Source organism: Dokdonella sp. (assembly GCF_049593775.1).
Taxonomy (GTDB): domain Bacteria; phylum Pseudomonadota; class Gammaproteobacteria; order Xanthomonadales; family Rhodanobacteraceae; genus Dokdonella.
Genome location: NZ_JBAWHJ010000124.1, coordinates 1 through 14,307, shown reverse-complemented (window position 1 = coordinate 14,307; position 14,307 = coordinate 1). Strand labels below are relative to the sequence as shown.

General features: G+C 61.4%; 12 protein-coding genes. 7 read left to right on the top strand and 5 right to left on the bottom strand.

Annotation, left to right across the window (positions count from 1 at the left end):
* Positions 1–136 precede the first annotated feature (136 nt).
* Together WBP53_RS04070 and WBP53_RS04065 are read left to right on the top strand one after the other, a co-directional pair.
* The gene (locus tag WBP53_RS04070; protein WP_423926203.1) at positions 137–706 is read left to right on the top strand and encodes a hypothetical protein; all 570 of its coding nucleotides are present in this window, start codon (positions 137–139) and stop codon (positions 704–706) included.
* A gap of 24 nt (positions 707–730) precedes the next feature.
* Positions 731–1,450, top strand: coding sequence for a 2OG-Fe(II) oxygenase (locus tag WBP53_RS04065; protein WP_423926201.1), 720 nt, complete (start codon positions 731–733; stop codon positions 1,448–1,450).
* Positions 1,451–1,456: 6 nt separating this feature from the next.
* Here WBP53_RS04065 and WBP53_RS04060 read toward each other — a convergent pair whose 3' ends face one another.
* The 3 genes from WBP53_RS04060 to WBP53_RS04050 are packed head-to-tail and all read right to left on the bottom strand — an operon-like array spanning position 1,457 to position 5,284.
* On the bottom strand, positions 1,457–3,016 hold the full coding sequence (locus WBP53_RS04060) for a response regulator (RefSeq protein WP_423926199.1): 1,560 nt from the start codon (positions 3,014–3,016) through the stop codon (positions 1,457–1,459).
* Between the two features lie 5 nt (positions 3,017–3,021).
* Complete coding sequence (locus WBP53_RS04055) at positions 3,022–3,465, bottom strand: response regulator (RefSeq protein WP_423926197.1); 444 nt, start codon at positions 3,463–3,465, stop codon at positions 3,022–3,024.
* Positions 3,455–5,284, bottom strand: a complete 1,830-nt coding sequence (locus WBP53_RS04050; RefSeq protein WP_423926195.1) for a sensor histidine kinase — start codon at positions 5,282–5,284, stop codon at positions 3,455–3,457. Before WBP53_RS04050 ends, WBP53_RS04055 begins: the two co-directional genes overlap by 11 nt.
* 119 nt (positions 5,285–5,403) lie before the next feature.
* On the opposite strand from WBP53_RS04050, the gene WBP53_RS04045 reads away from it, so the two are divergent.
* From WBP53_RS04045 to uvrD, 5 genes are all read left to right on the top strand, one after another.
* Positions 5,404–6,210 carry an SDR family oxidoreductase gene (locus WBP53_RS04045; RefSeq protein ID WP_423926193.1) on the top strand — a complete coding sequence of 269 codons (807 nt, stop codon included), beginning with the start codon at positions 5,404–5,406 and terminating at the stop codon, positions 6,208–6,210.
* Positions 6,210–7,256 carry a saccharopine dehydrogenase family protein gene (locus tag WBP53_RS04040; RefSeq protein WP_423926191.1) on the top strand — a complete coding sequence of 349 codons (1,047 nt, stop codon included), beginning with the start codon at positions 6,210–6,212 and terminating at the stop codon, positions 7,254–7,256. Before WBP53_RS04045 ends, WBP53_RS04040 begins: the two co-directional genes overlap by 1 nt.
* A 180-nt stretch (positions 7,257–7,436) precedes the next feature.
* Positions 7,437–8,060, top strand: a complete 624-nt coding sequence (locus tag WBP53_RS04035) for a TIGR00645 family protein (protein WP_423926189.1) — start codon at positions 7,437–7,439, stop codon at positions 8,058–8,060.
* 112 nt (positions 8,061–8,172) lie between these two features.
* Complete coding sequence (locus WBP53_RS04030) at positions 8,173–8,391, top strand: hypothetical protein (RefSeq protein ID WP_423926187.1); 219 nt, start codon at positions 8,173–8,175, stop codon at positions 8,389–8,391.
* 80 nt (positions 8,392–8,471) lie between these two features.
* On the top strand, positions 8,472–10,691 hold the full coding sequence (gene uvrD, locus WBP53_RS04025) for a DNA helicase II (RefSeq protein WP_423926185.1): 2,220 nt from the start codon (positions 8,472–8,474) through the stop codon (positions 10,689–10,691).
* Positions 10,692–10,980: 289 nt separating this feature from the next.
* Here the strand turns inward: uvrD and WBP53_RS04020 are convergent, their stop codons facing one another.
* Both WBP53_RS04020 and WBP53_RS04015 read right to left on the bottom strand, forming a co-directional pair.
* Positions 10,981–12,933 (bottom strand): protein kinase domain-containing protein, encoded by a 1,953-nt coding sequence (locus tag WBP53_RS04020; protein WP_423926183.1) that lies wholly within the window; start codon positions 12,931–12,933, stop codon positions 10,981–10,983.
* A gap of 260 nt (positions 12,934–13,193) precedes the next feature.
* Positions 13,194–14,159, bottom strand: a complete 966-nt coding sequence (locus WBP53_RS04015) for a pteridine-dependent deoxygenase (protein ID WP_423926181.1) — start codon at positions 14,157–14,159, stop codon at positions 13,194–13,196.
* Between the last annotated feature and the right edge of the window lie 148 nt (positions 14,160–14,307).

Genomic DNA, 14,307 nt, shown 5'->3' with positions numbered 1-14,307 from the left:
CGATAGACGGGGGCTGCTGACAGCGTCATGTCAGCAGGCTGGTGCGAGTGATCCGGAGTCGGGACAATCGAGGTCTTCCTGTCGGTGTCCGAATGCAGTGCAACAGCCTGACCAACAGCCGCACCGTTGCCGCAGCATGAAACTGTCCCTGCAGGTGGCGCGGGCGGTTTCGATTCTGGGTCACCCCATGCTGGTCATGTCTCTGGCTGCCGGGCTCGCCATTCGCTCCAGTGGTTCCTCCACACGCTCCAGCATCGTCGCAATGACGGGCATCATCCTGCTCGGCGCCATCGTGCTTGGGTACTCAGCGTTGCAAGTCCGGCTTGGCCGCTGGCGGCATGTGGATGCCAGTGTCCACAGCGAGCGGACCTCCTTGAACGTATTGCTGCTGCTCCTCCTTTCAACGATTGCTGCCCTGGCCTGGCTCAGTCAGGGCATGTCTCCCCTGACGGCGGCGATGGCCCTGTCCGCAGCAATCGTCCTTCTTGCCCTGATGCTCTCCAAAGGCTGCAAATTGTCCTTGCACGTGGCCTTCATTGTCTTCGCCGCATTTGTTCCGGGGACGATCGTTGCAGGCCTTGCCTTTGGCGCGCTCGGCGCTGGCGTGGCCTGGTCGCGCCTCAGGCTCGGCCGCCACACGCCGATCGACCTGGTTGCCGGATTGCTTGCCGGTGTCGCGGCTGGCATTGTCTGGCTAACGAACTGAAGGTGTTTTCAGTGGAGCAAGCGCATGGCAGGTGATTTCATCGAGGTCTACATGGATGCTCTCAGCGAGCACGATTGCCGTGCGCTGATCCAGCAGTACGAGGCCAGTGGCAAGGCCGTGCGCGGACAGACCGGTGGTGGCGTCAACACGCGGCTGAAGGACAGCTGGGATATCTGTATCAGTGACTATCGCGACTGGGCGCCTGCATCGAACCTGCTCAACTCGGCAATGATGCGCTCGCTCATGGCTTATGTGCGCCAGTACCCGCAGACCGCAATCGCCCCGTTGTCACTGCAGATGCCGCACCCGCAAACAGGTGAGCTGATGGCTCTGGATGCCGAAGCGATTCGGGCGATGCCCGACGAACGCCTGCAGCAACTGCTGGTCAAGGTGTTCCGGCCGGGCACGATCAACGTGCAGAAATACCTCGCCGACCAGGGCGGGTATCCGTACTGGCATTGCGAGTTGTATCCGAAGATTGGCGATCACAACGGCGAGACCCTGCACCGCGTACTGCTCTGGTCGGTCTATCTGAATGATGCTTTTGCCGAGGGGGAAACGGAATTTCTGCACCAGCAGCGCAAGATCGTGCCACAGACCGGATCACTGCTGATCGCGCCGGCCGGCTTCACCCATACACACCGCGGCAACATGCCGAAAGGTGGCAACAAGTACATCGCAACATCCTGGATCCTTTTCCAGCGTGCGGAACAGTTGTTTGCCGTTCCGGGTGGCAAGCGCTGAATGACGTCAGCGCTTTTTGCCGGATGCGCAAGCATCCAGTTCCTCGCGGACGCTGCGCAGGAGCAACTGGACGGAAACGGGCTTTTGCACGAAGCGCATGTGCTCGAGCGGAGGCAAGCCCTCGCGATCAATCGGATGTGAAGGATTGACCAGAAGCACCAGCGGCCCCGAATAGTCACGATCAAGCAGCGCAGAAATGGTCTCGACGCCACTCATCAGATTGAGGTCGGCATCCATGACGACGATATCTGGTGCGCCGAGCGCGGCAATCTTCTGCAGGGCGTGCGAGCCACTGCCGGCGGTCGTCACCTCGTAGCCATTCAGTTCGAGCGTGTCTGTCAGCATCGTCTGCTTGCCGAGTCGCTCGACGACAACCAGGACGCGCTCACCATTCCCGCCGGGTACCGGAGCCGACTCGACGTCGCCCGCATCTGCAGCCTCGAGAGGCAGATAGATCTCGAATGTCGTGCCCTTGCCCTGCTCACTGAGTACACGCAGATAGCCGCGGTGGTTGGTCACGATGCGCTTGCAGGAAATCAGGCCAAGCCCGGTGCCCGATTCCTTGGTCGTGAAAAATGGTCGGAACAGGCTGGAACGGACTTCATCGTCCATTCCGATTCCGGTGTCGGTGACAAGCAGCTTGACGTAGGCACCCGGAGATTGCAGCTCGTCGTCGTCGAAAAACTGGCCGTCGATTTCGGAGGCTTCCGCAGACATCACCAGGCGTCCGCCCTTCGGCATGGCCTGCAGCGCATTCAGACACAGATTCAGCAGGCATTGCTGCAACTCGGTCTGGTTGCCCTCGATGGCAACATCTTCCTGTGGCTTCCTGAACTCGACTTCGATGTTTCCGGGCACGCTGCCGCGCAGCAGCATCGCCAGCGCGTCGAACAGTACGCCGAGTTGGACGCGCTCGACCTCGACCTTGGCCCCGCGAGCAAACGAAAGCATCGAGGCGACCATTTGCAGCCCGCGTTGCGCGCAATCACCGACCAGGGCACCGTGCTTGCGCAACTCCTGATCGTTGCTTTCGTTCAATGTCGAGGCAGTCAGCAACAGAGGCTGCAGGATGTTGCGCAGATCATGGCTGAGCCCGCCGGCGAGCATGGCCAGGCTCTCGAATCGCTGAGCCCGCAGCAACTCCACTTCAGTGCGCTCCCGCGCTTTCGATTCGCGCGCCTGTTGTACGGAGCGCCGCACTGCAGATGCCAGTCGGGCAAGCTTGCCCTTGAGCAGGTAATCGGTGGCTCCGCTCTTGAGTGCCTTCACGGCGGCCTCCTCGCCAATCGTTCCGGAGACGAAGATGAATGGCATCAGCCTGTCCCGCTCTCGCAGGATTTCAAGCGCGCGGTAGCCGCCGAACCCGGGCATGCTCAGGTCGGAGATGATGGCATCGGCATCAAAGGTGTCGAGGGCGTCACGAAATCCGGCTTCGTCGTCGACCAGACGCGTATCGATGGTCAGACCATCATTGTGCAACTCATCGATGATCAGCTCGGCGTCTAGCGGCTCGTCCTCGACCAGCAGTACGCGCAACTTCGTGACGTTCTGTTCCGTAACCGGCATCGAGTTCAGCCTTCCAGCGGCGATTCGTTGAGCAAGGCCCAGAACTGGCCGAGCACTTGCACGGCGCCGAAGAACTGGCTGACGTCCACCGGTTTGACCACGTAGGCATTGACGCCGAGATTCCAGCTTTCCGCCAGATCGCGTTCCTCGCGCGACGACGAAAGAATGACTACCGGCACGCGCTTGAGCCGCTCATTTTCGCGCATCTGCTTGAGCACTTCGAGGCCGTCCAGTCGCGGCATCTTGATGTCGAGCAGGACAACCGCAGGATTACCCTTGCCGCGACCGGCGAAGGCCCCGCGGCACAGCAGGTAGTCCAGTGCCTCCACGCCGTCCTCGACGTGTACGACGGGATTGGCCAGCTTGGCTTCGCGCAAGGCATCAATCGCCATTTCGGCATCGGCCGAGCTGTCTTCGGCAATCAGGATGGTATGGATTTCACGATTCATCACGACTCTCTTTCGGTATCACGGCGCCAGCCAGGGCCGGCAATGAAAAATGGAAGGTGGCACCCTTGTCCGGCTCGGATTCCGCCCAGACCCGGCCGCCATGGCGGCCCACGATGCGGCGCACATTGGCCAGACCTATTCCGGTACCCGGAAATTCGGAAGCCTTGTGCAAGCGCTGGAACACGCCGAACAACTTCCCCGAGTAGGCCATGTCGAAGCCTGTGCCGTTGTCGCGCACAGAATAGACGACTTCGTCTGAACGAGACGAATCGGCGCTGATCTCGATGTGCGTCGTGGCTCGCCCGGACGTGTACTTGAGCGCATTTCCAATCAGATTCTGCCAGACCTGCCGCAGCATGCTCTCATCACCCATCGCAGCAGGCAGGTCGCCAATCTGCCACTCGATCTCGCGATTCGACTCATCGGCAAGCAACATTCCGCGCACTTCGCCGACCAGATCGTCCATGTCGACCGGCATGATTCGCAGCGAATTTCTGCCCAGCCTGGAGTATTCCAGCAGATTTTCGATGAGGGTCGACATGCGCCGCGCCGCGTCGCCGATCACCTGCAGGTAGTGGCGCGCCTTCTCGTCCGCGGTGTCGTCAATATGGGAACCAAGCTTGTCGGTAAACCCGGCGATGTGGCGCAACGGTGCGCGAAGGTCATGCGAGACCGAATAGCTGAACGACTCGAGTTCGCGGTTGACCTCCGATACCTGCGCGACCTGGGCTTCGAGATTTTCGTTGAGTTCGTAGATTCGCTCTTCGCTGCGCTTGCGAGCGGTCACGTCGCTGACGGTAAGCAGGATGGTGCGTTCGGCGCCATGCGCAGAGTCGTCAGACAGGTCCATGCGACGGGCATTCACGAGCACCGTGCGTTCCACGTTGTCGGCACTGCACTGCTCAAGCTCGTAGTCCCAGATCTCGCGCCCGCGCGCCCCGACTTCGGTGAGGCGTTGCAGCAGATCGGGATCATCCCAGCTGCCCTTGCCCACTTCCGCAAGACTGATGTCGCCGATGTCGTCGGCAGGGCCGCCATAGATTTCGCGGAAAGCTTCATTGGTCATCAGCACGCGCAACGCAGGATCAAGCACCACAATGGGCTCACGCATTGTCTGCACGATCAGGCGTGAGCGCTCGATCGCCTTGAGCACGGCTGCTTCGGCGGAACGGCGGTGATAGGCCTGACGCTCGGACACGAAGACGACTGAGCCAAGCAGCAGCAGCTGCGCAATCAGTGCACCCGCGATGGCCCAGCGCGAAGCGCTCTTGGTCTCGGCCATCTTCTCGTTGCGCTCCTTGAACAGCGCCTCTTCCGCGCTGACGATCTGCCACGAGATTTCACGCGATCCGAACACCTTCGCGCCTTCGTTCAAGGTGCTCATGGCCGCATCGTAATTCTTGTTTCGGGCCTCCTGGAGTGCGATGTCGAGCATGTCCAGGCGACCATCCAAAAGGACTCGCAGTGAGCCGATTCGTCCGTGCTGTTCGATGTTGTCGCGCGTGAGGGCGTCGAGCCTGTCAAACAGCGGCTTGATGCGGGCTCGCACTTTCTCGTATGAGGGTCTGTTCTTGCCCGGGTAGATGTCCATGATCTCGCCGAGGACCAGGCTCTCGAGTTCACTCATCTGAAAACCGAGCTCGAACAGCGTTTCTCTTACATTCGCCGAATGCACGACCCATTCCGACGCCAGCAGCATGCGGTCGGCGCTGGATCGTATGATCCCGTACGGCAAGGCGACGCTGGCGAGGACAGCGACCACGAGCAGGACTATTCTCAGGCGGGTTTCCAGTCCCGGCGTCAATTTTGGCCAGCGCATTCGTTGTCCTAGTAGGATGACCCTGTTGCGTTCGGCATTCAGGACCAGCACATCGTCCATACCCTTCGCATCGGGTGCAAGACAAACAGGATAGGCTACTCAAACCCAATGGTGCCTTTATGGAATCCTCGCAACGCGTCCTGATCACAGGAGCCGGTAGCGGCCTGGGCCGGGCACTGGCATTTCGCTACGCCGAATCGGGCTGGCGAGTGGCCTGCGCCGATATCCGCCTGGATCGCGCGCAGGAGACGGTCGAACTGATTACCGGGTTTGGCATCGGTGCAATGGCCTTGCAGGTCGATGTCGGCAACGACGAATCCTTCGAGGATCTTCGTGACCAGGTTCTTGCAGCCTGGGAGGGAGTCGACCTGGTCATCAACAATGCAGGAGTTTCCGGCGGCGGATCCGTGCTGACCGCATCGCTTTCCGATTGGCACTGGATGCTGAACATCAATCTGCTGGGCGTGGTTCGCGGCTGTCGACTGTTTGGCCCGATCCTGCTGGAGCAGGGCGCCGGTCAGATCGTCAATATCGCTTCGTTCGCGGCCTTGGCTGGCGGCCCAAACATGGCCTCGTACGCCGCGGCCAAGGCGGGGGTGGTCACCGTGTCGGAAGGCTTGCGCGCCGATCTGCATGGAAGTGGCGTGAAGGTTTCCGTGGTCTGCCCGAGCTTCTTCCAGACCAATCTGCTGGAGGGGTTCCGCGCGCCGGATCCGAGTTCACTGAACATGGCGAAAAAACTCATGCGCTCAGCGTCCGAATCGCCTGCCGATATAGCGGAAGCCATATTCCGTGGCGTCGCCCGCGGCGAGTTCCTGATCCTGCCGACCTCCCAGGTACGCAATGCCTGGCGGTTCAAGCGCTGGTTCCCGGACCTGTATTTCCGCAAGCTCATGCAACTGGTGCGGGCGAAGGAGTCCAGATAATGCATCCGGTCCTCATTTACGGCGCCAATGGTTATACCGGCAAGCTGATTGCTGCCGAAGCGTGCAAGCGCGGGCTCAAGCCTGTTCTTGCCGGTCGCAACCGGGATGCGCTGGACAAGTTGGCCGAGCCCCTCAAGCTGACCCGTCGCGTGTTCGAGCTGGGCGACCCGGCAGAGATCGACCGAAATCTCGATGGCATTCGCATCGTGCTCAATTGCGCGGGTCCATTTTCCAGGACCTGCGAGCCGCTGCTGGAAGCCTGCCTGCGCAAGCAGATCCACTATCTCGATATCACCGGCGAGATCGAAGTATTCGAACTCTGCCATCACGCCCACAAGCGCGCGCAACACGAAGGGATCGTCGTATTTCCCGGCACCGGTTTCGACGTCGTTCCAACCGATTGTCTGGCTGCCATGCTCAAGCAGCGAATGCCCGATGCGACCCATCTCATCCTCGGATTCGAGGCGGCCGGCGGGCCCAGCCCTGGCACGGCCAGAACCAGCGTGGCGGGTCTGGCCATGGGTGGACGGGCGCGCGTCAACGGCGAGGTGGTGGAAGTTCCGCTGGCGTGGAAGTCACGCCAGTTCACGCGCGAGGATGGCAGCCAGCGAACCGCTGTTACCATTCCCTGGGGTGATGTCTATACCGCTTTCGTCTCGACCGGTATCGCGAACGTCGAGACCTACATGACCATGCCCGAGAAGACGATCACGAACATGCGCCGACTGCGCTACCTGCGCTGGATGCTGTCGCTGGCACCGATACAGAAGTTTCTGCAAGGCCGGGCCGGGCAGACCGCCGGGCCGGATGAAAGGCGTCGGCAGCGCAGTGGCAGCCAGGTCTGGGGCGAAGTGAGAAACGCCGCAGGAAGGGAAGCCTCGCTGTCGCTGGCTACACCGAACGGCTATTCGCTCACGGTCGCGGCCAGTCTGGGTATCGTCGAGCACCTGCTCGCGAATACGCCGGCGGGCGGCTACTACACGCCGTCCTTGCTGATGGGCGAGGACTATGTGCTCGGATTGCCAGGGGTTCGCTTGTTGGGCTAGCGGACCTGATCCGCCAAAGCGGCAGGGCGCATCACCAAACAACCTGCAGCCTGTCGGCAGAACCCGATATCTGGAGCGGATTTCGGCCACCGTCCGCGCGCTGCCACCCTGATTCTGCATCAACCGCCATCGCGGCTTGCTTGCTAGAATTCGCCCCCTTGTCCATTACCGAGTCTGCGCATGTCGCCAGTCAAACCGCCGCTGAGCTTCTTCCCGGCCCTGATCTTCTCCTCGCGCTGGTTGCAGCTGCCACTGTATCTCGGCCTGATCGTCGCGCAGGGCGTCTACGTGGTGCTGTTCGTCAAGGAATTGTTCCATCTGATCATGCACTCGACCTCGTTCGGCGAGCAGCAGATCATGCTGATCGTGCTCGGGCTGATCGACGTCGTCATGATCTCGAACCTGCTGATCATGGTCATCGTCGGTGGCTACGAGACCTTCGTCTCGCGACTCGGGCTTCAGGGGCACCCGGATCAGCCGGAATGGCTCAGTCACGTCAATGCTTCGGTGCTCAAGGTCAAACTGGCGATGGCGATCATCGGCATTTCCTCGATCCACCTGCTGAAGACCTTTATCGCCGCCGGTTCTATCGGCAGCCTGCCGAACTGCTCGCCCGAGGAGCTGGCCAACGCGGCGACTGCCGTGGTCAACGGCACGATCCAGACCTGCACGACCATGACCGAGGCCGGCGTCATGTGGCAGACCATCATCCATTGCGTCTTCATTCTTTCGGCCATCGGCATCGCCTACACTGACCGGCTCATGCACGCGATTCCGCGCAGCAAGCCGTCCGGAGCTCACTAGGCGGCCGGGGCGAAGCTGAACGGCGCATGCGTCGAGAAGCGCAAGCGTATTGCCTAATTCCCGCCTGCTTGTCACGCTGGCTGTCGGTCAACGGAAGAGTGGGGATATCAGCATGCGTATGGGAATGATCATTGCGGGCATATTGTTCGTCGTCGTCGGTGCCGCGGCATTCACCGGCAACCTCGATTTCACCCAGGACAAGGAAGTACTGAAGATTGGCGACCTTTCGGCAACCGTACAGCAAGAGAAAACCGTGCCCCAGTGGGCTGGTGGCGCCAGTGTGCTCATCGGCCTCGGCCTGCTTGTCGCCGGAGCGATGCGCAAGCGCTGAGTTGATTCAATAGATTCCAGACACGTCAGTTCCGCAAAGCGGGCGGCCCGGCTTCGACGCCGGGCCTTTACAATGGCGGCATGGATGTTTCCCACCTGCTTGATGATCTGAACCCTGCCCAGCGCGAAGCGGTCAGCGCCGCGCCAGGGCATTCCCTCGTACTTGCCGGCGCCGGCTCGGGCAAGACCCGTGTCCTGACCCACCGCATTGGCTGGTTGCTGGAGGTCGAGCGTGCGTCGCCATGGTCGATCCTTGCGGTCACCTTTACCAACAAGGCTGCCGCCGAGATGCGCGCGCGCACACAGTCCCTTGTGGGCGAAGGGACCCGCGGGCTCACGATTGGCACGTTCCACGGTATTGCCCATCGACTATTGCGTAGACACTGGCGTGAAGCCCGCCTGCCAGAGACGTTCCAGATTCTCGATTCCGATGATCAGCAGCGTCTGATCAAGCGCACCATCCAGGGTCTTGGCATTGATGAAGCGCGTTTCCCGCCGCGTCAGGCAGCGTGGTTCATCAATTCAGCCAAGGACGAAGGCAAGCGCCCCGACGCCATCGACGCAGCCGGCAATCCGATGGCCAGCACCATGGTCGAAATCTATGTGGCCTACGAGCGCGCCTGCCAGCGCGCCGGCCTGGTTGATTTCGCCGAGCTGTTGCTGCGCTCGCACGAATTGTGGCTGCATGACGATGCCTTGCTCGCCCATTATCGCGAGCGTTATCGGCACCTGCTGATCGATGAATTCCAGGACACCAACACGCTGCAGTACGCGTGGATTCGCGTACTGGCTGGCACCACCGGGAACGTGTTCGTGGTCGGCGACGATGACCAGGCCATCTACGGATGGCGCGGCGCGCGCGTTGAAAACGTGCAGCACTTTCTGCGCGATTTCCCGACCGCCAGCACGATCCGTCTTGAGCAGAATTATCGATCAACGGCGAATATCCTCGGTGCCGCCAATGCGGTCATCGCGCACAACCCGAGCCGTCTGGGCAAGCAGTTGTGGACGGCGGATGGCGATGGCGATCCGATCGAAGTCTATGCGGCCTACAACGAACAGGACGAAGCACGTTTCGTCATCGAGCGAATCCGTGAATACCTGCGCGAAGGCCACCGCGCCAACGACGTCGCAATCCTGTATCGCTCGAACGCGCAATCGCGCAACTTTGAAGAGCAGCTGATCCAGCACGATATTGCCTATCGTGTGTACGGCGGGCAACGCTTCTTCGATCGCGCCGAAATCAAGGACGCGCTGGGCTATTTGCGCCTGCTCGGCAATCGCCACGACGACGCGGCATTCGAGCGCGTCGTGAACACGCCGCCACGCGGCATCGGCGATCGCACCATCGACTTGCTGCGCGCACGCGCACGCCGCGAAGACACCTCGATGTGGGAGGCCGTGCTCGCCGAGTTGACCGACAGCACGTTGACAGGACGAGCCAGGAGCGCCCTTCGCGCCTTTCTTGAGCTGATTGATGGATTGGCGCGTGATTGCCTCGCACCCGGCCATGCGCAGGCGGGCGAGGATTTCGACGACGCAGATACGCCTGACGAGCCTTTGCCGTTGTCCGAACAGATGGACCATGCCATCGTGCGTTCGGGTATCCGTGACTACCACGAGCGCGACAAGACCAGCGCCGAGTCGCGACTGGAGAATCTCGACGAACTGGTCAATGTCGCCAGTCGTTTCGAACGCACTCCCGAGGATCACGAAGCAGGCCTGTCCGAGTTGGCCGCTTTTCTTTCCCACGCGGCGCTGGAATCCGGTGAAGCCCAGGGTGAGGCGTGGCAGGAGTGCGTCCAGTTGATGACCCTGCACTCGGCGAAAGGGCTGGAGTTTCCGTTGGTGTTCCTGGTCGGCCTGGAAGACGGCCTGTTTCCCAGCCACAAGTCGGTCGAGGAACCCGGGCGACTTGAAGAAGAACGTCGCCTTGCCTACGTTGGCATCACGCGTGCGCGCGAGCATCTCTTGCTCTGCTACGCGGAAACGCGACGCATGCATGGCATGGAAATGTACGGTCGGCCTTCGCGGTTCCTGGGCGAGATTCCGGCCGCATTGCTCAAGGAGATCCGGCCACGCGTGCAGGTAAGCCGGTCGATGCCGGCGGCGTCACATGCCTCGCTTGGCGAACAGAATCACGGACTGAAGTTGGGACAACGCGTCAGCCATTCCAACTTTGGCGAAGGCGTCGTCGTTGACTACGAAGGTACCGGTGCGCACACCCGCGTGCAGGTCAACTTCGAATCTGCCGGCCAGAAGTGGCTGGTGTTGGCCTATGCGAACTTGTCTGCTGTCTGAGTGCGGGCAGGCTGAAAACTTGTGCAAATCAGTGATGAAAGCGATGACCAGCCGTTCGGCTGTTGTGAAGCGATTCCCGCTTGCGCGGGAATGACGGCTCGGCTTGTCATTCCCGCACAGGCGGGTGCGTACACTTCCGCACCTCCTAGCGTCATTCCCGCGCAGGCGGGTGTACACTTCCGCACCTCCTAGCGTCATTCCCGCGCAGGCGGGAATCGATCCTCATCGCAAACAACAACGCAAGAAAAAAGCGGACCGAAGTCCGCTTTTTTCGTCATGCCTCTTGGTCTCAGCCGCGACCACTCCGCGAGCGGAACTCGGCCAGGTTCCTGTCGACGTCGTCGAGCAGGGGCTCAACCGCTTCCTGGGCTTTCTCGGTTGCATTCAAGGTGCTGAAATTCACCTGCGACTTGCCGCTGCTCCATAGCGTGCTGCCGTCGGACACACGGTAAGCCTTGACCCCAAGCTGGACCGTGTACAGCGTCGATGCCTGACCGTAGTAGAAGATTTCCTGCGAGCCCACCGGCTTGGCCTGGACAAAGACAACCGCATCGGCACGACCCGACAGACGCCCCATGTCCGGGCTGTTGCCCTGGACCTGGCCCGCCTCGATCACGCGGAAACCGCGTCGCTGCAACAGGCTCACGATGGCGTCGCGTGCAGGTTCGGCAATGACGTCATCACCACTGAAGACGACGGCAACGGTCGGCACGCTCGGCCTGGCCGGCTTCGATGGTGCTTTCTTCGGCACCATGGCAACCGCATCTTCGGCACGTGGCGCAGGCACGTTGCCCTGCGATTCCTCTGCTGCTCGGGCTGCCGGCAGGTCACGCAATGCGGCGACATCCGCCTGCGACGCGCGCGGCCCAGGGCCATCCGGTCCGTCGTCGGCCATCGCAACGGCGCTATCCACATCAGCATCTGTCCGGGTCTGGTCCGATGGCGTGGTGGTTGAGTCCTCGCTCGTACTTGCAGGATTGATGGCCGAATCGTTGGCGATCGTGATCGGGTTGCTGTCTGCAGTCGCGACGGCATTGGACGACTGCTCGACCATCGCCACCCGATCAGACTCGATAGAGCTCAGGCCCGGGATCTTGTCGCGGAACGCCCATGCGCCGCCAACCAGTCCGAGAACAAGAATGGCGGCTATGGCCAATGGCATGACCGAACTGCGCTTCTCGCCCTTGCCGCCCTGGCTCTCGAATGCCTGGCCCGACACGCCCGGTGCGGTTGCAGCTGCATCCTGTGACGGATAGGCCGGCGGCATCGGCTGCGACGACGGGGTGATCCGTGTATTGGCAGCACCCGAGTTCGAGACCGGCGTCTTCGGCAAGGCACTCTGGCCCGAGAACGGAGTCTTCTGGCCCACCATGGTGGCCGCTGCAGCCGACAGCTTGGGCACGATGGTGATCGGCCCGGCCTTGGACACCAGCGGATGAGCGGCAAGATCCTCGGCCAGCTCATGGCAACTCTGATAACGATCTTCCGGCTCCTTGGCGATCATTTTCGAAAGGATCCAGGCGATTTGCTCGTCGACGTCCTCGTTCAGTTCGCGTACGTCCGGAATCTCGGCGCGGACAACCTCAAGCATCAGGCCGAGCGGTGATTCATCGGTAAACGGCATGCGGCCGGCCAGCATCTCGAACAGCACGATGCCGAGCGAGAAAATGTCCGAACGCTGGTCGACCTGCTTTCCAAGGCAGACTTCCGGCGACAGATAGCCCGGCGTGCCGACGAATTCGCCGGTCGAGGTCAGCTTGTTGGACAAGTCCTGGTTCGACAGGGCGATGCCGAAATCGGCGATCTTGATCGAGCCGCGGCTCGACACCATCAGGTTGCCCGGCTTGATGTCGCGGTGGATCACGCCCTTGTCATGTGCCGTAGCGAGGCCGAGTGCCGTCTGGTAGATGATCTTGGCGGCGGGGCCCGCGGGTACCGTGTGCTCGCGCTTGAGCAGGGTGCCAAGTGATTCGCCTTCGACGAACTCCATGACGAAGAACGTCTGGCCCTCGTCGTCGCCGATATAGTAGATCTGAATGATGTGCGGGTCGTTGAGCGCCGCCATGCTGCGTGCTTCGCGCAGGAAGCGCTCCTTGACGCCCTCGTCATGGGCCAGGGAATCGGCAAGGACCTTGATTGCGACGTAGCGGTTGAGCGAGGTCTCGTGTCCCTTGTAGACCACGCCCATGCCTCCACGACCCAATTCAGCAACGATGTCGTAGTGCCCCAATCGCGTTTTCATGCTGTCTCTCCCAGGCGCCTTGCGCCAGTTGTGATGCTGCGGGATCAAATGCTAGCACCCGGAAGTCGTGCCGGTTCGTCCATTGCTTCGCATTGAAATGCGGACTGAGGACACACCAGGAATGCCTACCGGGTCACACTTTGTTGACGTTAGCACAGCAGCCGCAGGCATGAATCTGCTGGCTGGGGCGGCAATCCTGTTGCGTCGCACAATGGTGTCGCGGCTTTCGCCACCGCCCATGCAGACAGGTGAGCAGGCGCTCAGACCTGGATTCCGTCGATCTCGATGCGCAGGTCGCTACGGCAGATATCGCCGAACAGGATGATGCTGTCGATCAGTTTCGGGCAGCGCGCGTGCATGTGCTGTTCCAGCGCCTTGGCCTCGGCCGGATCGCGCAGGTAGACCTTGAGCAGGGTCGCGGCCAGTCCGCGGTTGGCGATACCGCTACCTGCCGCATCGAGCAGGCTTTCCAGATTGAGCAGCGTTTCCTCGAGCTGGGCAAAGGTGTCGTCCGCATGCACGCTGGCGTGGCCGACCACCGCCGCGGTTCCGGAAACCAGAAGCTGATCGGCAGGCGTACGCGTGGCGCGCGCAAAGGTTGGCGCTACCGGCCCGTACTGCCTCGGATAGGACCAGGCACTGACCTGGCGAGGGTTTTCTACCGCAATTCCGGACTCGCGTGCTGCCAGGCCGTAAACCTGCAGGACGCGTACGCCATCACGACGACCGATCGCCGTGGCAGCCGAATAGCCATTGCGCGTAGCCGGCGTGATGCCACGTGCACGACCCGAGCAGAAGTGGCGATAGCGTTCGTCGTCACCCTCTCCTTCATTGATTGCGTCCATGTAGTTCCACAGGCGCAGGATATGGGGCCGGGTGCCATCCTCGAAGCGGCGCTGCTCAAGCAGGCTGCACACTTCCGCGTAGGCCAGTTCACCTGCCGCGTCGATGCCGCCGACCGTGTCTTCGTCAATCTCGATGGCGAAAAAAAGATAAGTGTCGTCGCTGCTCCAACGTGCGTTTCCCTCGATTCCGGACCGGACCGGTCCCACGCCGCGCCAGACTTCATAGCGATTGCTGCCGGCCTGCTCCAGGCCGATATGCAGGAAGCGTGGATCCTTGCTGTCCTCGGAAGACGGTCCGAATCCGATCACGGCCAGCACGTCGGGCTCGGCAAGCAAATCCGCGAGGCGGCCTGTGTCGTAGCTCGCCTGGAGTGGCGGCATCGAGGCCCTGTTCGCAGTAGATGTTGGCTCGGGGAAATTCACGTCAGAGAGAGTTCTTGGGCCTGTTTTCGGCGCAGGGTAGGCGGTCGCGGATGATACACTGCGCAGCACCGAACCATCGATAAACTGAACAGGCAGGCCCTATTGT